The organism is 'Catharanthus roseus' aster yellows phytoplasma, from assembly GCF_004214875.1.
Taxonomy (GTDB): Bacteria; Bacillota_I; Bacilli_A; order Acholeplasmatales; family Acholeplasmataceae; genus Phytoplasma; species Phytoplasma asteris.
The window spans coordinates 252,523-278,383 of the sequence record NZ_CP035949.1 but is presented as its reverse complement, the minus strand read 5'-3'; the positions used below and the strand labels follow the sequence as shown (position 1 = coordinate 278,383).

Annotated in this window: 20 protein-coding genes and 1 tRNA gene; 13 read left to right on the top strand and 8 right to left on the bottom strand. The window is 27.4% G+C overall.

From position 1 onward, the window contains the following. Positions 1-710 precede the first annotated feature (710 nt). On the bottom strand, positions 711-3,629 hold the full coding sequence (gene uvrA / locus EXT02_RS01320) for an excinuclease ABC subunit UvrA (RefSeq protein WP_130427615.1): 2,919 nt from the start codon (positions 3,627-3,629) through the stop codon (positions 711-713). Positions 3,630-3,762: 133 nt separating this feature from the next. On the opposite strand from uvrA, the gene EXT02_RS01315 reads away from it, so the two are divergent. The 5 genes from EXT02_RS01315 to EXT02_RS01300 are packed head-to-tail and all read left to right on the top strand — an operon-like array spanning position 3,763 to position 5,358. Beyond that, positions 3,763-4,341 carry a hypothetical protein gene (locus EXT02_RS01315; protein ID WP_130427613.1) on the top strand — a complete coding sequence of 193 codons (579 nt, stop codon included), beginning with the start codon at positions 3,763-3,765 and terminating at the stop codon, positions 4,339-4,341. 35 nt (positions 4,342-4,376) lie between these two features. Then, positions 4,377-4,547, top strand: a complete 171-nt coding sequence (locus EXT02_RS02930) for a hypothetical protein (protein ID WP_165383244.1) — start codon at positions 4,377-4,379, stop codon at positions 4,545-4,547. A 51-nt stretch (positions 4,548-4,598) separates the two neighbouring features. After that, entirely contained in the window at positions 4,599-4,952 is a 354-nt protein-coding gene (locus tag EXT02_RS01310) for a hypothetical protein (RefSeq protein WP_130427611.1), read from the top strand. Between the two features lie 6 nt (positions 4,953-4,958). After that, on the top strand, positions 4,959-5,174 hold the full coding sequence (locus EXT02_RS01305) for a hypothetical protein (protein WP_130427609.1): 216 nt from the start codon (positions 4,959-4,961) through the stop codon (positions 5,172-5,174). After that, positions 5,137-5,358: a hypothetical protein gene (locus tag EXT02_RS01300; RefSeq protein ID WP_071345626.1), complete on the top strand. Its 222-nt coding sequence runs from the start codon at positions 5,137-5,139 to the stop codon at positions 5,356-5,358. The genes EXT02_RS01305 and EXT02_RS01300 overlap by 38 nt, the downstream gene beginning before the upstream one ends. An 88-nt stretch (positions 5,359-5,446) precedes the next feature. Here EXT02_RS01300 and EXT02_RS02925 read toward each other — a convergent pair whose 3' ends face one another. Continuing rightward, positions 5,447-5,695, bottom strand: a complete 249-nt coding sequence (locus EXT02_RS02925; RefSeq protein WP_069028188.1) for a hypothetical protein — start codon at positions 5,693-5,695, stop codon at positions 5,447-5,449. Between the two features lie 184 nt (positions 5,696-5,879). Between EXT02_RS02925 and EXT02_RS01295 the strand changes: the two genes are divergently transcribed. From EXT02_RS01295 to trpS, 8 genes are all read left to right on the top strand, one after another. After that, positions 5,880-7,382: a DEAD/DEAH box helicase gene (locus EXT02_RS01295; RefSeq protein ID WP_130427607.1), complete on the top strand. Its 1,503-nt coding sequence runs from the start codon at positions 5,880-5,882 to the stop codon at positions 7,380-7,382. A gap of 91 nt (positions 7,383-7,473) precedes the next feature. Next, positions 7,474-8,352 (top strand): deoxyribonuclease IV, encoded by an 879-nt coding sequence (locus EXT02_RS01290; RefSeq protein ID WP_069028186.1) that lies wholly within the window; start codon positions 7,474-7,476, stop codon positions 8,350-8,352. Between the two features lie 893 nt (positions 8,353-9,245). Continuing rightward, positions 9,246-10,919, top strand: a complete 1,674-nt coding sequence (gene argS, locus EXT02_RS01285) for an arginine--tRNA ligase (RefSeq protein WP_130427605.1) — start codon at positions 9,246-9,248, stop codon at positions 10,917-10,919. A 186-nt stretch (positions 10,920-11,105) separates the two neighbouring features. Beyond that, the gene (locus EXT02_RS01280) at positions 11,106-12,965 is read left to right on the top strand and encodes a transporter substrate-binding domain-containing protein (RefSeq protein WP_165383243.1); all 1,860 of its coding nucleotides are present in this window, start codon (positions 11,106-11,108) and stop codon (positions 12,963-12,965) included. 145 nt (positions 12,966-13,110) lie between these two features. Next, positions 13,111-14,811 (top strand): transporter substrate-binding domain-containing protein, encoded by a 1,701-nt coding sequence (locus tag EXT02_RS01275; protein ID WP_240682830.1) that lies wholly within the window; start codon positions 13,111-13,113, stop codon positions 14,809-14,811. Between the two features lie 180 nt (positions 14,812-14,991). Further along, a tRNA-Leu gene (locus EXT02_RS01270) sits at positions 14,992-15,076 on the top strand. A gap of 165 nt (positions 15,077-15,241) precedes the next feature. After that, a complete protein-coding gene (locus EXT02_RS01265; RefSeq protein WP_205737038.1) occupies positions 15,242-19,957 on the top strand; it encodes a PolC-type DNA polymerase III in 4,716 nt (1,571 codons plus the stop codon). Positions 19,958-20,068: 111 nt separating this feature from the next. Then, on the top strand, positions 20,069-21,073 hold the full coding sequence (trpS, locus tag EXT02_RS01260) for a tryptophan--tRNA ligase (RefSeq protein ID WP_130428019.1): 1,005 nt from the start codon (positions 20,069-20,071) through the stop codon (positions 21,071-21,073). A 53-nt stretch (positions 21,074-21,126) separates the two neighbouring features. Here the strand turns inward: trpS and sufU are convergent, their stop codons facing one another. The 6 genes from sufU to rpsP all read right to left on the bottom strand — a co-directional run bounded on the left by sufU (position 21,127) and on the right by rpsP (position 25,743). Continuing rightward, positions 21,127-21,570 carry a Fe-S cluster assembly sulfur transfer protein SufU gene (sufU, locus tag EXT02_RS01255; RefSeq protein WP_130427601.1) on the bottom strand — a complete coding sequence of 148 codons (444 nt, stop codon included), beginning with the start codon at positions 21,568-21,570 and terminating at the stop codon, positions 21,127-21,129. Between the two features lie 14 nt (positions 21,571-21,584). Next, positions 21,585-22,790 carry an aminotransferase class V-fold PLP-dependent enzyme gene (locus EXT02_RS01250; RefSeq protein ID WP_130427599.1) on the bottom strand — a complete coding sequence of 402 codons (1,206 nt, stop codon included), beginning with the start codon at positions 22,788-22,790 and terminating at the stop codon, positions 21,585-21,587. Between the two features lie 76 nt (positions 22,791-22,866). Further along, positions 22,867-24,108 carry a tyrosine--tRNA ligase gene (gene tyrS / locus EXT02_RS01245; protein WP_130427597.1) on the bottom strand — a complete coding sequence of 414 codons (1,242 nt, stop codon included), beginning with the start codon at positions 24,106-24,108 and terminating at the stop codon, positions 22,867-22,869. Between the two features lie 185 nt (positions 24,109-24,293). Beyond that, positions 24,294-24,650 (bottom strand): 50S ribosomal protein L19, encoded by a 357-nt coding sequence (gene rplS / locus EXT02_RS01240; RefSeq protein ID WP_011160821.1) that lies wholly within the window; start codon positions 24,648-24,650, stop codon positions 24,294-24,296. A gap of 41 nt (positions 24,651-24,691) precedes the next feature. Beyond that, a complete protein-coding gene (trmD, locus tag EXT02_RS01235) occupies positions 24,692-25,420 on the bottom strand; it encodes a tRNA (guanosine(37)-N1)-methyltransferase TrmD (protein ID WP_130427595.1) in 729 nt (242 codons plus the stop codon). 59 nt (positions 25,421-25,479) lie between these two features. After that, complete coding sequence (gene rpsP / locus EXT02_RS01230) at positions 25,480-25,743, bottom strand: 30S ribosomal protein S16 (protein ID WP_130427593.1); 264 nt, start codon at positions 25,741-25,743, stop codon at positions 25,480-25,482. Positions 25,744-25,861: the final 118 nt, after the last annotated feature.

Genomic DNA, 25,861 nt, shown 5'->3' with positions numbered 1-25,861 from the left:
GTTTTATGTTTTGGGGTGTTATTTATTTTGATTATGAAGCATCAATAAAAACTAAAAAATATTGTTGTTGGGGGGGTTATTTGGTTTGATTGGTGCAAATAGTTGCAAATAATTATGAGTTTTTTTCATTTATATATTGATTATATAAGCAAATTCCAATTAAATTAGTGTAAATTGTTTTTTGGGGAAACAAGTTGTGTTTTTGCATTTTTGTTTTACAATTTGGCAACTAATTTATAATTAAGTTTTTTTAACTAAATTAAAAGTTGTTTTTTGGGTTCGCGGGTTTATTTAGTTTAATTTTTTAGCTTTTTTTAATTCATTTAATCTTTTTTATAAATATTTTGTGGTAGAAAAATAATTGTCATTTAATAAATTTTGTAATTGTGTAAATTACTTTTCTTTCCTACTATTTATTATACCATAATAACTAAATATTTCTTGAAATTATTAGTAATTTTTGCTTTCTGATTAAATGGTTTTTTGGTGAGGTTGCAATTAAAATATTTTTTGTAGAAGGATAAAATATTTCCTAAAATTGTTTGGTTGGTGTGAGTTTAAAAGTGGTTTTTGTTTTTGCCCATTTTGCAATTTTTTTAAATATTAGTTTTTTAAATTGTTAAATTGATTTTAATTAGTCCAATGTTTAGGATGTAGTTAGTTGCGATTTATATAAATTAAAAGTTTGATTGCATCTTTAAATTTTGGATTTATTTTTCTTCGTTAAGAATCTTTTTTAAATATTTACCAGTATAACTTTTTTCATTTTGGCTTACTTGTTCTGGGGTTCCTGTTGCAACTACATATCCGCCACAAACTCCTCCTTCAGGACCTAAATCAATGATATAATCAGCATTTTTAATTACATCTAAATTATGTTCAATTACAACAATAGTAGCTTTTTGATCTGTCATTTGATGAAGAACTTTAAGCAATTGTCTAACATCTTCTGAATGAAGTCCTGTGGTAGGTTCATCTAAAATATACAAAGCACCTGGAATAACTTTTTTTTGTAGTTCGCTTGCTAATTTAACTCGTTGGGCTTCTCCTCCGGATAAAGTTGGCGAGGACTGTCCTAATTTAATGTAGCCAAGCCCTACATTTTGTAAAATTTCTAATTGATGTTTAATTTTGGGATGATTTTGGAAAAATAAAACCCCTTCTTCAACACTCATAGCAAGAATATCTGCAATAGTTTTATCTTTGTATTTGATGCTTAAAGTTTCTTTTTGATAACGAGTTCCTTTACAAGCTTCGCACATAACATAGACATCTGGTAAAAAATGCATAGATATTTTTTTAACTCCATCGCCACTACAAGCCTCACATCTACCGCCTTTAACGTTAAAAGAAAAACGCCCTTTTTTATAACCTTTCATTTGGGCTTCTTTAGTTTTGGAGTAAAGTTCTCTAATTTCATCAAAAACACCAGTATAAGTAAGGGGATTACTGCGAGGAGTTTTACCAATTGGGTCTTGTGAAATTTCAACTATTTTTTTGACTTTGTTAAAATCGTTTACTAAATGACTAAAATCTTTTTGTTGAGTTTTGTTTTTTTTGCTGTATTTTTGTTGTAAACAATCAAGTAAAACATCATTTACTAAAGTAGATTTTCCCGAACCAGAAACGCCTGTAACTACAATTAATTGTTGCATAGGAAAGCAAACATCAATTGATTTAAGATTATTTTTAGAAGCTTTGGTAACTAAAATATGATCTTTATTGCCTTTTCTTCTAGTTTTGGGAACTGTAATTTGGATTTGTTTAGATAAGTATTTTCCTGTAAGGCTGTTTTTGTTTTGCATTACTTCTTGGGGTGTGCCAAAAGCTTGTACTTTCCCTCCCAAAATGCCTGCTTGAGGACCAATATCAATTAAATAATCAGAGGCAAGCATTGTATCATGATCGTGTTCTACTACAATTAAAGAATTGCCTAAATCTCGCATTTTTTGAAGTGATTTAATTAAAAGATCGTTGTCTTTTTGGTGCAATCCAATGGAAGGTTCATCAAGGACATAAAGTACTCCTGAAAGTTGGGAGCCAATTTGAGTAGCAAGTCTAATTCTTTGTGCTTCTCCTCCCGAAAGAGTTGCTCCACTGCGCGATAAAGAAAGATATCCTAACCCAATTTCTTGTAAAAAAGTAAGACGATTAATAACTTCTTTGAGAGCTAAATTAATAATTTTTGTCTCTTCGTTGGACAATTCTAAATTTTGGAAAAAAGCAAGGGTTTGTTCAATTGATAAATCAGTTATTTCATAAATATTTTTATTATTAATTTTAAAAAGTAAAGCCCCTTGATTAAGTCTTTGTCCTTGGCATGTTTTGCATTTTTTTTCCATCATATAATTAGAAAGCATTTTTTTGAGCCATTCGCTGGTTGTTTCTTCAAAACGTCTTTTAAGCATAGAAGCTATACCTTCAAAAAAATCATATTTAGGAGTTTTGGTGGTGGTATTTTTGGAAAAACGAGAAAAACGCAAAGGAGGCGTTAAAGGAATTTGGTCAGGTGAACCATAAAGAATAATATTTAGTTTTTGGGGATCTATTTTTTTTAAAGGAACAGTCATATCAATTTGATAATGATTGCATACAGCTTTTAATTCTTGTTCTTTGCTAGCAAAATTATTATATTCATTATTACTTTTAAAAATTAAAATTGCACCTTTATTTAATGGTTTTTCATAATCTAGAATCATATCGCAATCAATTTCTGCTGTTTTTCCAATCCCTTTACAAATTTGGCAAGCTCCTAAAGGAGTATTAAATGAAAAAAGTCTTGATTCGCGCAAGGGAATATCAAAATTAATGCCTTCTAAATGATAATTGCAATTTAGTTTTAATATTTGATGGTTTTTATTGTTGTTTTCATTCTTATTACTATCATTACTATTTTTACTTTGATAATTCATAATAAAAACTTTTCCTTGAGCTAAATTTAGAGCTTGTTCTAAGGCTTCAAAAAGACGAGTTTGATTATCTGAATTAACTTCAAAACGATCAATTACTACATAAATATTATGATATTGATTTTTTGATAAAGAAGGAATATCATCCATTAAATAAATAGTGTCATTAATCATTACTCTATTAAAACCATCTTTGGCAAGAGCTTCTAAGGTTTTTTGATGGGTACCTTTTTTTCTTTCAATTATAGGAGCAAGAATTAATATTAGTTGGTTGGAAAATATTTCATTAGTTTTAGTAATCATTTGTTCTTTGGTTTGTTTTTCCAAGACAATATTTTTTTCAGGATGAAAAGGAACTGCAATATTGGCATAAATTAATCTTAAATAATCATATATTTCTGTAATAGTTCCCACAGTAGAACGAGGATTATTAGAAGTTGTTTTTTGGTCAATACTAATAGAAGGACTCAAACCTTCAATACTATCTACATCAGGTTTTTCAAAACTACCTAAAAATTGTCTAGCATAAGCACTTAATGATTCTACATACCTTCTTTTTCCTTCTTGATATAAAGTATCAAAAGCTAAAGAAGATTTGCCAGAACCTGATAATCCTGTTATAATAACTAATTTATTTTTGGGAATATCAATATTAATATTTTTTAAATTATTTTGACGAGCTCCGCGAACTTTAATAAATTGATGTTTATTGGTTTTCATTTTAATTCCTTTAATATATTCCTTTATATTTATATCGGCTTATATATATTATTTATAAATAATAATTTCTTTGTTAATTATAACAAAAAAGATTAGCAAAAAGTAAGAAAAGATAAGAAAAATGATATAAAAGATGAGAAAAGTAATGGAAAATGAGCAAAAAACTTGCAAAAAAAAGAGTAAAATAAAGGTAAGGGAGTTTTTTTATTCCCTGAAAACTAAAAGGAGAGCAAAGGAATGTTTTTTTGGAATCCATTTATTAAAGATAAAAAAACTAAATAAACCTGTAGTTGTAATTGCAATTGTATTTTTTGTTATTTGTTTTATATTCACATCAATCGAAGAGTTTCAAAAAAACAAAACACAAAGTAAAAAAGTAGAGGAGTCAAATGAATACGCAAAAAAAATAATAGGTAAAATAGATGATGAAATTGAAAAAAATAATGAAATGATATCAGGCAGACCGAAAATGACAAAAAAACAACTTATGCTAGAACAAATTAATTCCCAACAGATATCATTAAAACTAAGATTATCACAAATTAAAAAACCATTAAAAGATTCTGAAAATGATTTCGAAACTGCAATATCAAATTCAGACGGTAAAAAAGCAAAAGAAATAAAAGAACTTCAAGAAAGATTAATAAAAGAAGTTAATGATATTTTAGAAGAATTGGAAAAACTTAGAGAAAAAGAGCAATTACTTAATTAAATATAACTAATAAATTAAATAAAAAGGAATTGAAAATGCATTTACAACAAAAAAATAATAAAAATTTTATAATATTAACAGTAGAATTTACAGTATTAATGTTAGGATTAATTTTAGGTATTTGTTGGGTTTTAAAATCTAAACAAGAACCTGCCAAAGAAGACACAAGCAAAACAACTACAAGCACAACAGGAAGTAATAACTAACTGTTTCATTTATTTAGACAACTTAATTCTAAATTTGAATTTGAATACTATATGGCAAATGCACCTTTAGATATTAAAAATAAAATGGATGACATAAAACAAGAAATCGAAAGAAAAGGAATTGAACCAACCCAAGAAGACGGTTTAAACTTCGTGAAACACATAATGCAATCTTTTTTACTACCTAAACTAAAAAATAAATTATCACCAAAAGCATATAACGAATATAAACAACAGATTGATGAAGCCTTAGAACGCATTAAAGCTGCAACTTTTCAAAACCAACAATTACCAGAAATGATTAAAATAGATGATGAAATTAAACACAATAACGACTTAATGAACAACATAGATAAAGATAAATCATTCATTGATAAAGGAAAAAATGAATCAGAAAATAACTAAACAAGCTTGGACCGCAACAAAATTAATGAATTAAAAGAAATAAAAAAAGAGATTGAAGATTATCAAAGAAAAATTGAAGAATTACAAAGAAAAATTGCTATTAAAGAAAAAGACCCCAAAATAGAACAATATCAAAAGGAATATGATGAACATATTAAAAATTTTAATTTATTATCAGCAACAAATGAGGGGAATAACACCAGAAAAGGAATTACAAACTAAAATCGAAGCCAAGTTAGCTGCAAAACAAAAAGCAATTAAGGCAAAAAATAATCTAGAAACTGAAATTAAAAGAGACAAGATAAAATTAGATTATGCCTTAAAAGAACAACAAAATCTTTATAATGTAATATACAAAGAATTATCTCCCAAAGGAAAAGAAGAATTAGACAAAAATACTAAATAACAATTGATTAACTAAACAATCCATATATAAAGATAAAAACTATTTTCATTAAGAAAATAGTTTTTTTATATCTTAGATTAAATTTTAATTATTTCTTTATTTGTTCCCAAACAGTAGCAGATATATAATATAAAGGAATTGAACACAAACAAACAACAACACCCCAAGCTAATAAATTAGAAAAACTAAAGTTAAAACCTTTTTTATTTGATTTAACATTTTTATTATCTTTGGTTAATTTAGTTTTATTATTATATTTATTACTTTGTTTTAAATCATTATTGTTTTGTTTTTTCTTTTTCTTATTATTATTCTTATTATTTTTATTTGTTTTCATTACCCTATTTTCTTTCCTTAATATATGTCATTATAATTTATAATCAAGTCAAAGACTTACTTATATTTTAACTGGAAATAAGTTTTTTTCAACAATTTATTGCAACAAAATTAATTTATTACTAAAATACTTCCAAATTACCAAAATACTGGTATAATATATATGATTTAAGGAGGTTTCTAACTTGCAAAACTATATTCCAAAAAAAATATTACAACTTCAATTCCAAACTTTAACTCCCATCCAAAAAGAAGTCTTTTCACAATTTGAAAAACCAGGTAATCTAGTAGGAATTGCTCCTACAGGAACAGGCAAAACCCATGCTTATCTTTTACCGATATTAAGTAAAATTGATTTCCAAAAACCATTTACTCAAGCAATTATTTTAGTCCCTACCAATGATTTAGTATTTCAAGTATGGGAAATGTTTAAACAAATTGAAAAAACTAATTTTACCAAAATTCTTTACGGAGGAATGGATAAACAAAAAACAATTGCTACTTTTGAAAAAAAACAACCTCCATTAATTATTGCAACTCCCGATAAGTTATTAGAATACGCGTTTAAACTCAAAAAAATTAACTTAAAATATGTATCTTATTTAGTCCTTGATGAAGCTGATATGATGTTTGATGAGGTATTTTTAACTTCCCTAGACCCTTTAATTAATCATCTTAAAGCCAAAATTTTATTATTTTCAGCTACCATTACCGAACAATTAAAACCTTTTATTAATCGTTATTTTGGTAAATCTACTTTTATTGATGTTTATAAACAAAGTAATCTTAATCGTACTTTTTATTTATTAGAAACAACTACAAGCAGAATGCAGACCTTAATTCATCTTACCAAAGTCCTTAATCCTTATTTAGCACTCGTATTTGTCAATGAAAAAAAAGAACAAGAATTAGTATTTCAAACTTTACAAAATGACAGTCTCAAATTGCTTAATTACAACTCTGCTTTATCAGTTAAACAAAGAAAACAAAGCCTTAAAGCTATCCATAAATTAAAATATCAGTACGTAATTGCATCAGATCTTGCAGCTAGAGGAATTGATTTTGATGCTTCTTGTGTTATTCACTACAACTTACCTTCACACCTTGAATTTTTTTTCCACAGAAGTGGTAGAACATCAAGAATGGGCAAAAAAGGTGAAATCATTGTTTTGTACGACCCCCAAGACATTAAACAAAAAGACAAAATTAATAAATTAATTCAATTAGGAATTACTTTTCATCAAGCCTCTTTAAATAAAGATGGTTTTATAAGAACTCAAAATTACAAAACTATTACAACTACCAAAACTGATAAGCCAAATAAAAAAAATAAAAATACCAAAAACATTCAAAAAAATCAAAACAATCAAACTAACCAAAAAAACAATTACAACCAATCTAGCCAATCTAGCCAAAAACAATTTTTCAAACAAAACAAATTTACCAAAGAATCCAAACTTCCTAAAAAAGAAAATAATAAAGATTCTACTTTGGAAACACCAAATAAAACTCAAAACACAGTCAAAGAAACAAACAACAACAAAAAAACTAAAAGCAAACAAGTAAAACCCAATTATAAGAAAAAGAACCAAAAAGAAAACCAATCCCCCAAAAGCAAAAGTACTTTTTTGCAAACAAAATTCAAACCAAAAGCCAAATACAAATCACAAAAACCATCAAAAAAATAAATTAACGAATTACAAAACTAATTATCAAGAAAAAACTAAACTAATTTATAACTAATAAATCAAAAAACAAAACAATAAAGGAGCTTTTATCATGTTATTTTTGGGAAGCCATGTTGCTATGAAAAAACCACATAATTTTCAAGGAGCCATCCAAACTGCCATTTCTTATGGTGCTAATGCTTTGATGGTTTATAGCGGTGCTCCACAAAATACGATAAGAACCAAAACCGAAGAATTAAAAATTAAAGAAGCCTTAGAAATTGTCCAAAACAACAATTTATCTTTAAATAATTTGGTAGGGCACGCTCCTTATATTATCAATCTTGCTAATCCCGACGAGACTAAAAGGGATTTTGCAATTGATTTTTTATCCCAAGAATTAGAACGTTTTGCAGCAATGAAAATTAATAAAATGGTTTTACATCCAGGAAACTATCTCAAAACAAACCCCCAAGAAGGGATTAGTTTAATTGCTCAAAGCCTTGATTTAATTTTTGAAAAAACTAAACATTTAAAAACCCAAGTTGCCTTAGAAACTATGGCAGGCAAGGGAACTGAAATTGGGAAAAACCTAGAAGAATTGCAACAAATAAGAACCCAAGTTAAAAACAACACAAGAGTTTCTTTTTGTCTTGATACTTGTCATCTTTTTGATGCTGGCTATGATTTAAAAGAAAACTTAGAAGAAATTATCCAAAAGATAGATTCCATTTTAGGATTTCAAAATATCTCTGTAATTCATATTAACGACTCTAAAAACGAATGTAATAGTCACAAAGACCGCCATGAAAACATCGGTTTTGGCAAAATCGGTTTTGAAACTTTACTCAAAATTATCTATCATCGTGCTTTTGCTTGTATCCCTAAAATTTTAGAAACTCCCTATATCAATGACAAAGCACCTTATAAACGCGAAATTGAAATGATTAAAGCCAAAGTTTTTAACCCCGAATTAAAAAAATTATTTTAAAAAACAAACTAATTATTAAAACAAGTTTGAAAAAATCCAAAATCACTTATAATTAATATTGGTGTTTATTTTTTATTAAAATATTTTCTAAAACTATTTTAGACTTTTAATATAGCATTTTAATAATGTTGAACATCGAAAAATACAATTATTAGTAAGGTTTTAAAATCATCGATAAAAAACAAATTATAAGCAATATATTTTCTTTTTGGAACACATTAAATCCCAATTATCAAATGATAATTATTGCTTTTATCATCGGATTATTTTTTTTCTTTTTACATAGTATCATCAAAATAATTATTGGTATTATTTTATTAATTTTAATATTAAAATTTGGTTTAAAAGTTGATTTTTTAAGAAATATTAACTAACCTTACCAAACTAGATAAAATATTTACTTTCTAATTAAAAAAATAATTTATTATTTAACAACTCTTTTGCAAATTAAAGGGTTGTTTTTTTAATTTTAATTAGGAATACCAAAATATAAAAAGAGTACTTTTTAACATTTAGGCTATTTTTTAATATTATTTAATAAAATGTTATGAATAAAAAAATGCATAAATGCATTTAAAAACATTTTATTAATAAAATTAACACAAACCAAACCCAACAACAAAAATTTTTTTGCAATTCTTAATATTTTTCTATCTAATTTACAAATACCAAAATAAGTATCTTAACTTTTTTCAAACAAAAATTATAAAAAATGCTATAATAGTTTTATAAAATATGTTTATATATCTTAAAATATCAAAAATGTTTATCAAAAAATTAACGAGACAAATTTTAGGTAAAAAGTTTTTAATAATTTCATTATTTTATCATTTATTGTCATCATTCAGGAATCATTTTTTATTTTACAATCCAAAAAGAAAGGAACTGCAATCATGAATTTACAAACCACCAAAAGCAAAATCCAAAATGCAATCCAAAAAGTTTTATTAGAAGAATTAATTTTACAAGAACAACTGGAAAATGACAAATTTGATTTTTCTTTACCTTTGTTTGCTTATGCCAAAAAAACCAAAACTAACCCTCATATTATTTTTGAAAATATCAAAAAAAACCTTGTCAAAATAAACGAAATCCAAGAATTAATGTTTTTAAATGGTTTTATAAATATCAAACTTAAAAGAGCTTCATTAGCTTACGAAATATTACTCAAAATCAACGCATTACAAGCTAATTATGGCAATTTTCCCAATCAAAATCAAATCATAGTTATTGATTATTCTTCTCCTAATATTGCTAAAAACTTTTCTGTTGGTCATCTGCGTTCTACTGTTATTGGAAACGCTCTCAAAAATATTTATCAAAAATTAGGTTTTGAGGTAGTAGGAATCAATCACTTAGGAGACTGGGGAACCCAATTTGGTAAAATGATTGTAGCTTATCAAAAATGGGGCAACAAAGAAAAAATACTAAAAGACCCAATTAACGAACTACAAAAATTATATGTTTTTTTTCATCAACAAGCCAAAACCAATCCTGAATTAAACGAACAAGCCAATTTTGCTTTTTTACAATTAGAACAACAAAACCAAAAATATCTCGATTTGTGGAAATGGTTCCGCGAATTGTCTTTACAAGAATTTTACAAAATTTATGATATTTTGGGAATTTCATTTGATTTTTTCTTGGGAGAATCTTTTTATAATGACAAAATCGCTCCTCTTTTTGAAGAATTAGAACAAAAAAAACTTTTAAAAGAAGAAGACCAAGTTTTGCTTATAGAACTTGATAATTTACCTCCTGGTTTAGTGAAAAAAACTAATGGCAGCACCTTGTATTTAACAAGAGATCTAACTACTTTTAAATATCGTTTTAACACTTTTAATTGTCAAAGTGTTTTATATGTTGTAGGCAACGAACAAAAACTTTACTTTAAACAATTAGCCCAAATAATTGAAAAAATGGGATACTGTGACACTAAAATAAAACACATTAATTTTGGTTTAGTTTTGATGGATGGCAAAAAAATTTCTACTAGACATCACAAATTTACTACCTTAATTGAAGTAATTAATCAAGCTACTATTTTAGCCCAAAAAATCATTGAAGAAAAAAATCCTCATTTATCAAATCTTAACCAAACTGCACGCAAAATCGCTGTAGGAGCCATCATTTTTAACGACCTTAAAAACGATAGACATCTAGATATTGATTTTAATTTAGAAACTATTTTACAATTTAAAGGACAAACAGGACCTTATCTTCAATACACAGCAGCACGTCTAAATTCCCTTTTAAACAAAGAAAAACTAGACACAAACTTAATTGACAAAACCATTTATCAAAAAGACCATTATTTTATTTTAGTAAAATTATTAGACCAGTTTCCTTTAATTTTGCAAAAAGCCCAAAAAGACAATATGCCAAGTATTTTGGCAAGATATATGTTAAAAATAACTCAAAATGTTAACTTTTTATATTCACAAGAAAAGATTTTAACAGATGATAAAACCACTAAAAACACTAATCTTTTATTAATCCAAGCAGTTTTTATCACTCTTAAAGAAAGTTTAAGAATTTTAGGGGTTCCTTTTTTAGAAAATATGTAGTAATTTTTAAAAAATACCTTATTTTTCATAAAACAATTAAATCCCAAAGAAAAGTCTGCAAAGACTTTTTTTATTTTGTTAAAATTAAATATTTTTATTTTGGATTGGAAAATCAAATCCACAAATCCAAAACTAAAAAACTAAAAAAGAAAACCCAAACAACCACCCAATAATTAAAAGAAGGAAGTGATTATTTTCATTGATAAAAAACATTTTTTTAAAAACATTTTCCAAAATACCAACAAAACCCAAATGTTAAAAATTACTGCATTATTAATTAGTTTTTTATTTTTAATATGGCTGAATTTATCCATATTTGGATATTTCCATATAAAAAATAATTCCAAAAAGAAAACCATTTTAAAAGTAGGAGTTAACAACAATTCTGCTCCTAATGTTTTTAAAGTTTTAGAACAAAATGAGGGAAAGAAGGCCAAAAAAGCTGTAAACAGTGAATATATAGCGGGTTTTGATATTGATTTAATCAATAATATAGCTGATAAACTAGATTTAGAATTAGAATTTCATGTCTTTGATTTTGCAGGACTTCTTAATGCCTTAGAACAAGAAACAATTGACATCGCAGTTGCATCTTTGAGTATTACAGACAAAAGAAAAGAAAAATACGATGTTTCTAAAGCCTATATGCAAACTGGAACCAGCATAGTAGTAAGAAACAAAAGATTTGATGATTTATTTGATAATTTAAGAAAACAACAAGAGCCAAACAATAACAAAGAAATAAAAATAAATTATAATGAATTTTGCCAAAAATTAAAAGATTTAGGAAAAGAAAAACCCATTAAATTTATAACATTTCTAAATACTGTTGCAATCCCAGTAATTGAAAAAATCAAATCAGATACTAATAAAGAAAAAGAATATGTCATCAAAAATAACGAATTAACAAGTTCATCTGCATGTTTTACTGATATTTTACAAGGAAAATCAGATATGTTTATAACAGATAATTGTTTAGCTAGATGGGCTTGTGAAATAAATCAAGATTTGACATATTTTGATGTTCATTCTGATAACTTAGAACATTCTACTTGTCCCCAAGGTTTAGGAATATTTTTTCCTAAAAAAAATGATGAAGATAGAAGAATACCAAATTTACAAGAAAAGATAAATGCAGCGTTGGTAAAATTGGATTTAGTTAAAAAAGATGAAAAAGGCGAATTCCAAGACATCATAGACTTAAAGAAAAAAAATCATGAATTAAAAGAAACTAGTAAAAAAGAAGTTAGTTCAGAAGATAAAAATAAAATAGAAGAAATAGAAAAAAAAGTAAAAAAACGACTAGATGAAGTCTTTAATGAAAACAAAGAAACAATTGAACTACCAACAAAAAAGATTTTCATCCAAGCCCAAAAAACCATTCCATCTTATCTAAAAGGACTCAAAACTACTTTAATTTTAGCTATTGACAGTCTTATTGTTGGCTTTTTATTAGCTATTATATGCACTTTAATTAAAAATATAAAATTAGATTATCACAAAAATAATTTCTTGATAGTTGCTATAATAAAAATATTAAATACTTCCATAAATGCTTTGTTTTTTGTCTTAAAGGGCATTCCTGTAGCCGCTCAAGCAATGCTTATTTATTATAGTATTACTTTTCTTTTTAAAGGAAATTTTAATCCTTTACACACAGGAATTTTTGTTTTAATACTTAATTCTTTAGCAAATATTACAATGATTTTAATGCAAAATATTAAATTCTTAGATAAAGGACAAATTGAAGCTGCTCATTCTTTGGGGATGAACCAAAAGCAAGTTTTTCTCTCTATTGTCTTTCCTCAAACTTTAAAAAGATCAGTTCCTTTTATTTTGCAACAATTAATCACAAACATTAAGGATAGTTCTTTTTTTGCCATTATAGGAGTTGCCGAACTTTCTTGGAAAGCACAAAGTAATATGGGAGCTACCTTAAATCCAATCTTGCCTTTTGTAATGATATCTTGTTTTTATTTAATAATTATTAGTATGACTGGTTTTTTAAGCAAAATGTTAGAAAAAAATATTAAATTGAAAAAATAAAAGAAAAAGAATAGAAAAGGAAGTGAACAATTTCATTAATTTAATTAATAAAAACTCATTTTTAAAAAATATTTTCCAAAAGAAAAATAATATAAAAATATTCAAAATTATTACATTATCAATTAACTCTATATTGTTGGTATGGTTGCATTTTTCAGTATTTGGATGGCATTTTTCAACCAAAACAAAAAAACAAAATCTTCAAAAATATTCCAAAACTTTAAAAGTAGCAATGACTAATAGTTCTATTCCCAATACTTTTAAAGCTACAAATCAAAAAAACGCTATAAAAGCTACAAATGGCGAATATATAGCAGGATTCGATATAGATTTAATCAAGGATGTAGCTGAAAGATTAGAGTATAATTTAGAAATTCATGTCTTTGATTTTGCAGGAGTTCTAACTTCATTAGAGCAAGGAACTGTAGATTTGGCAATTACAACTTTAAGTATTACAGACCAAAGAAAAGAAAATTTCATAGTTTCTAAAGCCTACACACAAACTTCAACAAGCATGGTAGTAAGAAAAAAAGATGACAGATTCAAAGAAATAGTTGAAAATAAAAAAATAGAATATAAGGAATTTTGCCAAAAATTAAAAGAAAAAGGTGCACCTCAAAAACCAATTAAATTTGTAACAGTTACTAGCACTGCTGCAATCAAAATGATTGAAGATGAAATAACAAATAAAGATGATATCAAATCACATGTTAAAAAAAACAACGAATTAACTAGTCCTCCTGCATGTTTTCAAGATGTTTTACAAGGAAAATCAGATATTTTTGTAATAGATAGTTATTTGGCTAGATGTGCTTGTCAAAAAGAAGATGACTTAGTATATTTTGATATGACCTCAGATGATTCAAAATATTCTGTTTGTCCTCAAGGTTTAGGGATATTTTTGCCTAAAGGAGAAAAAGAAATCCGAAGCCTAAAATTAAAAGAAAAAATGGATAAAATTTTATGCGATTTAAAATTAGTTACAAAAGATGAAAACCAAAGTTTACAAGACATTATAGATTTAAAGGAAAAACGTAAAAATTTAACAAAAGACAACGATAAATACAAACAAATAGACAATCAAATAAAAAAAATAGAAAGTGAATCAGAAGCAAGATTAAAAACAGTTTTTGACAACCACAAAGACATGCTTTCTAAAAGCACTACTTGGCATCAAATCAAAGAAACTTTTCCATCTTATCTAGAAGGACTCAAAACCACTTTAATTTTAGCTATTGATGGTCTTATTATTGGTTTTTTATTTGCAACTTCATATACTTTAATTAAAAACTCTCAATCCCATAATAAAATAATATTAAATATTAACAAAGGAACAACTTATTTTTTAGATACTTTATTTTTTATTTTAAAAGGAATTCCTGTAGCTGCCCAAGCAATGCTTGTTTTTTATGGTATTGGTTATCTTTGCAAAGATCTTTTTGAAATTAAACGTTTGTATGCAGGTCTTTTTGTTTTAGTACTTAATTCTTTAGCAAACATTACTGTAATTTTAATGCAAAATATTAAATTCTTAGATAAAGGACAAATTGAAGCCGCTCATTCTTTAGGGATGAACCAAAAGCAAGTTTTTTTCTCTATTATCTTCCCCCAAGCTTTAAAAAGATCGGTGCCTTTTATTATCCAACAATTCATCACAAACATTAAGGATAGTTCTTTTTTTGCCATTATAGGAATTGCCGAACTTTCTTGGCAAGCACAAAGCAATATGGGATCTACCTTTAATCCGATTCTACCTTTTGTTACAATATCTTGTTTTTACTTAATCATTATCAGCATTACTAATTTATTAAACAAAATATTTACTAAAAATATCCTTCATAAATAAATAATTTTTCAAAGTTTTAACACCGAAACCTGATAAAAGGCCATTAGCTAATGTGGTCTTTTTTTGGGTGGCGGGAATGTAAATATTATTTTGGTTTATGATTTTGAGGAAAAAAAACAAAAATCAAAATAAAACTGATATAATATATAAGTATGATATTTTTATCATTTAAAACAAAAAGCTGATGTGGCGGAATGGTAGACGCACTTGACTCAAAATCAAGCGAGCAATACTCATGTCGGTTCGAGTCCGACCATCAGTACCATTAATTTATTTTTATTTATAATTGCATCTATGAAAAGAAATAACAAATAAAAAATTGCATGAATTTCATGTGTTTTTTTATTTGTTTTATTTTTTAAAAAACGATTTGAAACAACAATTTTGATTTCTTGCCTCTTTCTTGCCTCTTTTCCCAATCAACTATTAGGTGGTATTTATTGTGTCTACTCATTCATTTAAACAATTTATCGAACAAAAAGGTTTTTGCAAAAAATATTTTCAAAATCCTCAAGTAAAAAAAATATCAGTTTGCCAAAAAAGCCCAAAATGGGTTTTACAAATCACATTTAAACATTTACCTTTAGTTTGTGATTTAGCATTTTTTTTAGAACAATTACTCCAAGAATTAACTATTTTATGGAAAAACCAAGCGCAAACCAAGCCTAATTTGCCCCAAATTGAATACCACATCGATTTTGAAAATTGGGATTATCTAGAATCTTTGGCAGAAAGTTATTTTAATTATATTATAACCCAAGCCAGTTTAATAAAAAAATATCATGATTTAGATTATTTTGCAATTCAAAATCACCAAGTAAATTTTCAAAACGGCAAATTTATCATTTTTGTAAATCCTAATGCATTTAAATGTTTAAATAAAAAAATGGGGCTTCTTCAAGATTTTTTTTCTAAATTTTATGGTTTTAAAAATGAATTTATCTTATCAACAGATAGAAAAATTTATATCAATAGAAAAAAATCCACAAATATTGAAATCGAAGAATTGCAACAAAATCCGAATCATCAAACCAACTCCAACGAACAAAATCAAGAAAAAAATCCAAATAACAAATCAAATCCAACTTCTCAAACCGATCAAACAAAACAAGCAAAAACAACACCCCAAACAAAAGCATATAATCATAATAAAGGAGCTTATAATAGCAATTCTAAAATGACAACTAAAGATACAAAAATAAAAGATCTTCCTAAAAATAAACAAGAGCTGGAAGAATTCAACCGTCAAAATCCCAATACTTATGTAATTGTTGAAGGTTTTTTGGCTCATCCTATCAAAGAAGCTAATTTTCAGTATTCTTATTTAAAATTTGTTATAGAAGAAAACGACAATGATTTTTCTATCGAAAATAAAGATGCTATTTTGATTCAAAAAAAAGTGTCCAAAGATGAAAAAGAACAATTTTTAAAAGCCAATTACCAAACTGGACAATTATTTAGAATCACAGCTCGAATTAATTATAGTGCTTGGGACGATGTTCATTTAATGATGACACAATACGAAACCCTAGAATCAGATTCAATTTCGACTTCATTAATCCGCCAAGACTTCGGTTTTCAAGGCAAAAAAAGAATTGAATTTCACACTCACACTAAAATGTCTAATTTAGACGCCATTAACAGTGCCAAAGAATATTTACAAATAGCAGAATCATGGGGACACGAAGCGATTGCTTTTACGGATCATGACGGCATTTATGCTTACCCTGAAATTAACGAACATGCCAAAAATAAAAAAATCAAACCTATTTATGGAGTGGAAGTTGATTTTATTGAAGAAAAACCTATTTATATCACCAATCAAAAAGAAGATAATTTAGAAAAAGATTTTGTTTTAAAAGAAGCTACTTATGTGGTTTTTGACTTGGAAACTACTGGATTATCTAATGTTCGTGACAAAATTATTGAAATCGCTGGAGTAAAAATTAAAAACGGAAACAAAATAGGCGAGTTTCAAAAATTTATCGACCCGCAACAAAAATTAACCAAAACTATCACCGATATTACCAATATTACGGATGAAATGCTTCAAGGACAACAAACAATTGACCAAGTTTTACCACAATTTTTAGCTTTTGCCAAAGACTGTGTTTTAGTGGCTCACAACGCTTCTTTTGATATTAATTTTTTAAAAGAAAAAGCAAAAGAACTCAAAATATCTTTGGAACCACAACCCATTATTGATACCATGGCATTGTCTCAACGTTATTTCAGTAATCTTTTAAAATATTTTTCTTTAAAAAGATTGGCAACTTTTTTCAAAGTCAAATTAGAAGACCATCACCGTGCACTTGCGGATGCCACTGCCACAGCAGAAGTTTTTATCAAAATGATTGATCAATTGGCAGATCCAACCAAAGATCCCAAAGACGAACAAGTAATTACTTTTTTTGACTTACAAGAAAAAATCGATCCCAAATACGAAAGACCTTATCACATCAATATTTTAGTGGCTAATCAAACCGGTTATCGCAATCTTTTTGAACTTTTAAGCAACGCTTTAACTAAGGATTTTAACAAAAGCCCTCGTGTTTTAAAATCTAATTTAGCTAATTTAAGACAAGGTCTTTTAGTGGGTAGTGGTTGCATGAATAGCAATATTTTTGAAATAGCTCTCAATCAAAACATTTCCAAATTGAAAAAAGCTATTTCTTTTTACGATTACATCGAAGTGCAACCTCCCCAAGCTTATAAACATTTAATTCATGATTTAGGCAAAAACGGGCTTCAAATCATTGAAACTACTCTCAAAACCATCATAAAAGAATCCCAAAAACAAGCAAAAATAGTAATTGCCACTGGGGACGTTCATTATATTCATCCTTGGGAAAAAGATTATCGCGAAATTTATATTAGTGCCAAAATGGTAGGAGGCGGCTTACACAAATTATCTAGATACGAAAATAAAAACTTGCCAGAAAATTACCTTTTGACCACCCAAGAAATGATAGATGCATTTGCCTTTTTACAAGATGAAAAATTAATTTATGAAATTGTAATTGAAAATACTCATTTGCTTAATTCCAAAATTGAAAAAATCAAAGCTTTTTCTTCGGAACTATTTTCTTTCAAAGACGACGCTTTCAAAGCCAACTTACAAATACCAAGCATCAAAGAAGAAATTAAGCGTTTGGTTGATACAAAAGTTAAACAAATGTACGGCACAACTCTCCACCCTTTAATTAAAGAAAGATTGGATCAAGAGTTAAAAAGTATTATCGGAGAGACAAAAAACGAAAAATCTAATCAAAATATTGCTCCTGTTTATTATTTATCACATTTATTAGTTAAAAATTCTTTGGAAAAAGGTTATTTAGTAGGCTCACGTGGTTCGATTGGTTCTTCTTTAGTAGCAACTATGTTAGAAATTACTGAAGTAAATCCGTTAAAACCACATTATTATTGTCCACAATGCAACTACACTATTGTCCAATTAAAACCACAAGAAAAAGAACAATATTACAACTCAGAAGAAGAAAAATACCACAACGAACTTGATAAGGTTTTTTCGGGATACGATTTGCCAAACATGCCTTGTCCCAAATGCGACACTCAGTTCAAAAAAGACGGTCATGACATTCCTTTTGAAACTTTTCTAGGCTTTGAAGGCAACAAAACTCCTGATATTGATCTAAATTTTGCAGGTGATTACCAAAGCCAAGCCCACAATTACATTAAAGAATTATTAGGAGAAAAACACGCTTTTAGAGCAGGAACCATCCAGACTGTTGCCCAAAGAAACGCTTATGGCTATACGATGGGTTTTGTAGAAGAAAAACAAAAACAATGGCGCAAACAAAAAGTAGCCCAAATTGCCAACAAAATCGAAGGAGTTAAACGTTCTAATGGCCAGCATCCAGGAGGAATTGTTGTTGTGCCGCCCGATCGCAGTATTTATGAAGTAACTCCTGTCCAATATCCAGCTAATGACACCAATTGGAAAACCACTCATTTTGATTATCATTCTTTTGAGCAAAATCTTTTTAAATTAGACATTTTAGGACACGATGATCCTATGATGATTAAATTTTTGATGGATTATGTTAAAGAAAATCGAAGAATTTTCCCTTTCACAAGAGCCCAAGATATTCCTGTAGATGATCCCGAAGTTTATAAATTGTTTTCCAACGAATTCAAAATTGATTCTTCTGTAAATCCAGGAAATAAAATCACTATTGATTCTTTGGGTATTCCTGAATTTGGAACTATTTTTGTCAAACAAATGTTAAAAGATTTAATAACCGCTAAAAAAAATTCACAAAAACAAGCAATTAAAATTAATTTTGCTGCTTTAGTAAAAATCTCAGGACTTTCACATGGAACTGATGTTTGGAACCAAAACGCCAGAGATGCTATCAACAAAACAGGCGAATTTGAAAAATACAAAAATAAAACAATTTCTTTTGATGATATAATTGGTTGTCGTGATGATATTATGTTACAACTACAAGAAAAAGGGCTTAATCCTTTAAAAGCTTTTGATATTATGGAATTTATCCGTAAAGGCAAACCCCAAGATGATTTTCAAACATGGAACAAATACAAACAAGAAATGAAAGACAAAGTAGAAGCTTGGTATATTGATTCTGCTGCTAAAATTAAATATTTATTCCCTAAAGCGCACGCCACTGCTTATGTTATTATGGCTTTGAGGATTGCGTGGTTTAAAATGCATGCACCATTAGCTTTTTATAGTGGTTATTTTTCTAAAAGAACAGAACAATTCGACCACCAAACCATGATTAGTAACGATATAAAAATTATTAAAGAAAAATTAAATAAGCTTGCAGAATTGAAAAAAAGTAAAAAAATCAAAACCAAAGAAGATGCTTTAATCAATACTTTAAAAATTGCCGAAGAAATGGTACATCGTGGTTTTAAATTTTTAACTGTTGATTTTAATAAATCAGATGTTAGTGTTTTAAAAATAGAAGATGGTTGTTTTTTAAGGATGCCACTGCTTTCGATTAATGGTCTAGGTTTGATTGCTGCTAATAAAATTGTAGAGGCGCGCCAAGAAAAACCATTTACTAAAGCTGATTTTGCCACTCGTTCTAAAATTAATAAAACCATTTTAGCCAAAGCAAAACAAGAAAACCTTTTAGATTCTTTAGAAGATGAATGAAATTAAAAAAACAAATAATAAATAAGTTTGGTTAAATCCACAAAAATATTAAAGATGATTTTGCTATAATAAATCATTTTGCAAAAAATAAAAAAGGAGGTGATAAAATTGATACCAAATAAAAGATTAGTGTCAGGGATCAAACCAACGGGTGATCTTACTTTAGGAAATTATATTGGGGTTTTAAAACCTTTGCTATATTTACAACAAAACTTAAAAAATTTTGATTTTTATCTTTTTATAGCTGACTTGCACGCCCTTACTTTTTATCAAGAACCCCAAACACTAAAACAACAAATCAAAAAAATAGCAGCTCTTTATTTGGCATCAGGGCTTGATCCTGAAAAAATAAATTTGTTTGTTCAATCTGAAGTAACACAACATACTTATTTGGGTTATCTCTTGGAATGCAATTCTTATTTTTCTGAACTACAAAGAATGATTCAATATAAGGAAAAAAGCAAAATTAATGCAGAAGGAATAAGGACTTCTTTATTTACTTACCCCACATTGATGGCAGCTGATATTTTGATGTATGATGCAAATTTAGTGCCTATTGGCAAAGATCAAAAACAACATTTAGAATTAACTAAAAACTTGGCTACAAGATTTAACAATTTATATGGTAATACTTTTGTTGTTCCGGAACCTTTTTTTAATCCTTTGGGTTCGAAAATAAAATCTTTGCAAAACCCTTTGAAAAAAATGAGTAAAAGTGATACGGAAAGTCCTAAAAGCTATATTTTACTTTTGGATGATCCTCAAATAATTAAAAGTAAAATTTCCCAAACTGTTACAGATTCCCAAAAAATAATTAAATATGATCCAGAAAATAAACCTGGAATTTCTAATCTTTTAACCATTTATGCTTCTTTAAAGCAAATTAGTATTTTTGAAAGTGAAAAACTTTTTCAAAAAAGTAATTATAAAGAGTTAAAAAATAAAGTCGTTGAAGAAATAATTAATTTTGTTGTACCTTTGCAACAAAAATTTTATCAATTAATTAATAGTGCAAAATTGGATGATATTTTAAATAAAGGAGCTCAAAAAGCTTCCTTGATTGCAGAGAAAAAAATCCAACAGGTACGAAAAAAATTAGGTATTTCAAGATTTTGATGTATAATATTTATAAATAAAAAAGACAACCCTAAAAAGGTTGTCTTTTTTATTTAATAACTTTTTTTATTGTGTGCTTTAATTACTTGTTGTAAAGCTTTCCAAGGAAGACTTATACAAGCGACTCTTCCAGGAAAATTAATAAAATGTTTAAATAATAGTAATTCTTTGTCAAGTTGAGTTTCATCATATATTTGATTATTAATCATAGCTAAAAAATGATTTATTTTTTCTAATGTTTGTGGAATTTCTAGATTCTTAAGATGTATAGACATCAAACTTGCTGAAGCGCGACAAATAGCACAAGCTTGAGTTTCGTATTTAATATCTATTAATTTTTGATTTGAGATTTTGATTTGTAATGAAATAGAATCACCACAAGAAACATTTTTATTAGTTATGTTTATAAAATCAGGGTCTTGGGAAAGTCCCCAATTTTGAGGTTCTTGATAATGTTTAATGATTAAATCACGATATAATTTATTTATTTCTAACATTTTAATGCCTTGAGTTATTTATTAAATTTGGAGAAAAAAGTTTGCGTTTTTTTTAAGTTTTTAATTAAAATATCAACGTCTTCTTGATTGTTGTGAATGCCTATAGAAACTCTAATTATACTTGTTTGTTTTAGTTTTTGAGTAGCTAAAAAAGCACAACATCTACCAGTTCTTACATAAATATTTTCCTGAGCTAAAAAAGCTTCTGCATCATGGGCATGAATTTGATTAAAGTTAAAAGTAATGATATTAGAAAAAGCTTGAGGATTATAAATTGTGATTTTAGGAATTTGTTTTAATTCTTTCATTATATTTTGATAAATCTTTTTTTCATGTTTTTGGATGTTTTCAAAACCAATTTCTTCCACAAATTCCAAAGCTTTTTTAAAAGCAAGAATTCCTGAAATATTAGGAGTCCCTGATTCAAATTTATTAGGACCTTCGTTGAGTAAAAAATGTTTTAAAGAAAATTCTTTAATGGAAGTTCCTCCAAATGAAGGAGGTTGTAATTGTTCTAATAAATGATTTTTGCCAAACAAAATCCCTATTCCAAAAGGACCGTATAATTTGTGGGATGAAAATGCTAAAAAATCTACATCTAAAAATTTAACATCTATGGGTAGGTGACTTGATGATTGGGCAGAATCTAAAATAACTAAAGCGTTTTTTTTGTGAGCTAAAGTTGTTATTTCTTTAATGGGAGTTTCGTACCCTAGTAAATTAGAAACATGAGTTAAAACAACTATTTTAGTTTTGTTTGTTAAAACCTTAGCAAAATTTTCTACAGTTATTTGATTCTGTTCGTTTAGGGGAACAAAAATTAATTTTGCTTTTTTTAGTTTGGCTTGTTTAAACCAAGGAAACACGGAAGAATTATGTTCTAATTCTGATGTAATAATTTCGTCACCTTCTTGAAGGGTTTCTCCTAAGCTTTGAGCTAATATATTTAAAGAATCAGTAGTTCCTTTAGTAAAAATAATTTCTTCTGGTTTGGAATTAATAAAATTAGCTGTTTTAATTCTTGTTTCGTTCATTAGTAAAGTGTTTTGATGAGACAAAACGCCAAAAGATTTGGTATTGAGTCCATTTGTGTTATAAAATCTAGTCAATTCATCTATTACTTTTTGAGGTTTTAAAGAAGTAGCAGCATTATCAAAGTAAACAATCTTGGGGTTGGTTTTGAAAATTGGGAAAAGACAGCGAAAAGGATTATTTTGCATTTTGGAAACCTCTTAATTTGTTAAGACATATTTTTTCATAAATGAATTAATAAAATAAATAAAAAGTTATTAATGATTAAAAGACTATTAAAGCGTTGTTTTTTTTGCCTTTTTTCAAAAGGACATATTTATCAAATAAAGTGTTTTTTTTGGTTATTGCAAAATCAAGGGATTTGATTTTTTGATTAAATAATTTAATAGTGTTGTCTTTGATAAATTCACGAGCTTCACTTTTAGAAGTTGCCAGTTTTGTTTGAACTAAAGCATCAACTAATAAAATATCTTCTTTTGTGGAATGACAAAACAAAGTTTTTTGCAATAAAATAAAATCTTTTTCTTGGAAAGATTCTTTTTTAGCATTAGAAAATAAAATTTGGTTAGTTTTTATGCATTCTTGCAAAATATCTGAGGAATGAATTAAAGTAATAATGTTTTGGGTAAGAGTTTTTTGAGCTAATCTTTGTTGGGGGTTTTCCAAGGTGTTTTTTTCTAATTCCAAAATTTCTTGCTTGGGGATTAAAGTAAGCATTTTTAGATAATTGATTACTTCTTTATCAGAAACATTTAAAAAATATTGATAAATTTCATAAGGGGAAGTCATTGAAGGATTTACCCATAAAACCCCTTTTTCGCTTTTGCCAAATTTCGTTCCATCTGAATTTAACAAAAGAGGAGTGCTAATTCCTAGGGCATCGGATTTTTTTTCTAATTTTCTGATGAGTTCTAGTCCGCTTGTGATATTTCCCCACTGATCAGAACCGCCTAATTGTAATCTAACTTTATGATTTTTGTATAAATGATGAAAATCTAAAGATTGTAAAATCATATAAGAAAATTCAGTAAAAGAGATGCCAGAAGCAAGTCTTTTGGCTACTGCGTGTTTGGAAAGCATATAGTTAATGTTAAAAAGTTTTCCGTAGTTTCTGAGGAAAGAAATGATATCTATTTGAGAAAGCCATTGATAATTATTAACAAATTCTACTTGTTTGTTTAACAATATGTTTTTAAGTTGACATTCAATACTTTTAGCATTTTGCAATGAATTTTCTAAAGATAATAATTTTCTTTCTTCAGTTTCTTTGGGATCTCCTATTAAACCTGTAGCTCCACCTACTAAAATAACAGGTAGATGTCCTTGTCTTTGCATTAATAAAATCATTGTTATTTGAACTAAATGACCCACTGTTAAAGAATGAGAAGTAGGATCAAACCCACAGTAAAACTTAACTTGGTTGTTGTCTAATAATTCTTTAACTTGTGTTTCGTTACTACAATCTTTAATTAAATTGCGCCATTTTAATTCTTCATAAAAAGACATTTTGGGCTCCTATTTTATTTTTAGAAATAATTTTCTTGGTTTTGAGAAAAATAATTAAAATAGGGTTATTTTTAATAATTTTCTAAATTTTGTTTATTAAAAAAAGGGGAGAAAAATATATTTAAAAAATGTTATTAAAAGTTTTTTATTATAAAAAAATGTATTTCTTTAAACAAAAAAACAATTTATCTTTGTTCTTTAATACGAGAAGCTTTAGAAGAAAGGTTGCGAACATAATGCAATTTGGCGCGACGAACAATACCACGACGAACTACTTCTATTTTCTCGTTAGTAGGGGAATGTACTGGGAAAGTTAATTCAATTCCTACACCAGCAAATATTTTTCTTACAGTAAAAGTTTCTGTAACTAATCTTCCTTGACGTTTAATAACTAAACCTTCAAAAATTTGAACCCTTTTACGATTTCCTTCATCAATTTTGATAAATACTTTAACTGTATCACCAGGTTTGAAAAAAGGGACATCTTTAAGTTGGTGCTGGTTAACTGATTCTATTAAATTTTGTCCTTTTAATTGAGACATAATTTTGCTCCTTTGTTGAATTCAAATAAATAATTCTTGAATTATTTTTGTAATTCTTGTTTAATTTCTGTTAAAAGTTTGTTTTGTTCTAAAGTTAATTTTTTATTTTCCAAAAGATCAGGTCTTTTTTGTAAAGTTGCCTTCAAGCTTTCTTTTTGGCGCCAACATCTTATTTTGGCATGGTTTCCAGATAACAAAACAGCAGGCACTTCGTGATTCAAATAACTTTGCGGGCGGGTGTATTGAGGATATTTAAGCAAACCTTGTTGATGGGAATCTTCAAGATAAGATTGTTCTTTGATAACTTCTGGAAGCAGTCTTGTAATTGCATCAACCAAAACAGTAGCAGCGATTTCTCCTCCTGTCAAAACATAATCACCTATGGAAATTTCTGCATCAATATATTGCAATATTCTTGCATCAACCCCTTCATAATTACCGCATAAAATAATTAAATGAGTTTCTTTTTGAGCAAAATTAGTGGCATGTATTTGATTAAAAATTTGTCCTTGAGGAGATAATAAAATAACTTTGCTTTGGGGAGTTTTTATTTTTTGTAGACAATCAAAAAAAGGAGGGAAAGAAAGCAACATTCCAACTCCTCCTCCATAAACACTATCATCTACTTGATTATGTTTATTTTTGCTATAAGTTCTTAAATCATGAAGTTTTATTTGAACTTTTTTTTGTTCTAAAGCTCTTTTAATAATGGAAGTTTCACAAAAACTTTTAAAAAAAAGCGGAAAAATAGTGATAATTTCAATAATCATAAAATTTAGTTTTTAACCGTTAAAGGCGCTTTCATTTATTTTTGAAATTGAGAAAAAAATTATTTTTCAACTTTAGTGTTAGTTTTTGCAACAAATTTACTTTTTTTAAATACTTTTTTGACTGTTTTAGTTGGTTGAGCGCCATTGGATAACCATTTTTGTATTTTGTTGTGGTCTAATTCAACAATATCTAAAATAGTGTCATAAGTTCCTAAAATTTCTAAAAATTTACCATCTCTAGCATTTTTAGATTCGCTTGCAACTACTCTGTAAAAAGGTCTTTTATGCACTCCGAAACGTTGTAAACGCATTTTTATTGCCATAATAAAACCCACTTTCTATTTTTTTATTAATCGTTTAATCGTAAATTAAAAAGTTCATCCTAAATATTATCACATAAAATAACTAAATTGTCAAGTGTTTTTGATAAAAAAGATGAGA

What these genes read in the sequence shown, in the direction of transcription:
- uvrA (WP_130427615.1), bottom strand. Translation starts at nt 3,629, where the DNA reads ATGAAAACCAATAAACATCAATTTATTAAAGTTCGCGGAGCTCGTCAA.
- EXT02_RS01315 (WP_130427613.1), top strand. Translation starts at nt 3,763, where the DNA reads ATGAGAAAAGTAATGGAAAATGAGCAAAAAACTTGCAAAAAAAAGAGT.
- EXT02_RS02930 (WP_165383244.1), top strand. Translation starts at nt 4,377, where the DNA reads ATGCATTTACAACAAAAAAATAATAAAAATTTTATAATATTAACAGTA.
- EXT02_RS01310 (WP_130427611.1), top strand. Translation starts at nt 4,599, where the DNA reads ATGGCAAATGCACCTTTAGATATTAAAAATAAAATGGATGACATAAAA.
- EXT02_RS01300 (WP_071345626.1), top strand. Translation starts at nt 5,137, where the DNA reads ATGAGGGGAATAACACCAGAAAAGGAATTACAAACTAAAATCGAAGCC.
- EXT02_RS02925 (WP_069028188.1), bottom strand. Translation starts at nt 5,695, where the DNA reads ATGAAAACAAATAAAAATAATAAGAATAATAATAAGAAAAAGAAAAAA.
- EXT02_RS01290 (WP_069028186.1), top strand. Translation starts at nt 7,474, where the DNA reads ATGTTATTTTTGGGAAGCCATGTTGCTATGAAAAAACCACATAATTTT.
- argS (WP_130427605.1), top strand. Translation starts at nt 9,246, where the DNA reads ATGAATTTACAAACCACCAAAAGCAAAATCCAAAATGCAATCCAAAAA.
- sufU (WP_130427601.1), bottom strand. Translation starts at nt 21,570, where the DNA reads ATGTTAGAAATAAATAAATTATATCGTGATTTAATCATTAAACATTAT.
- EXT02_RS01250 (WP_130427599.1), bottom strand. Translation starts at nt 22,790, where the DNA reads ATGCAAAATAATCCTTTTCGCTGTCTTTTCCCAATTTTCAAAACCAAC.
- tyrS (WP_130427597.1), bottom strand. Translation starts at nt 24,108, where the DNA reads ATGTCTTTTTATGAAGAATTAAAATGGCGCAATTTAATTAAAGATTGT.
- rplS (WP_011160821.1), bottom strand. Translation starts at nt 24,650, where the DNA reads ATGTCTCAATTAAAAGGACAAAATTTAATAGAATCAGTTAACCAGCAC.
- trmD (WP_130427595.1), bottom strand. Translation starts at nt 25,420, where the DNA reads ATGATTATTGAAATTATCACTATTTTTCCGCTTTTTTTTAAAAGTTTT.
- rpsP (WP_130427593.1), bottom strand. Translation starts at nt 25,743, where the DNA reads ATGGCAATAAAAATGCGTTTACAACGTTTCGGAGTGCATAAAAGACCT.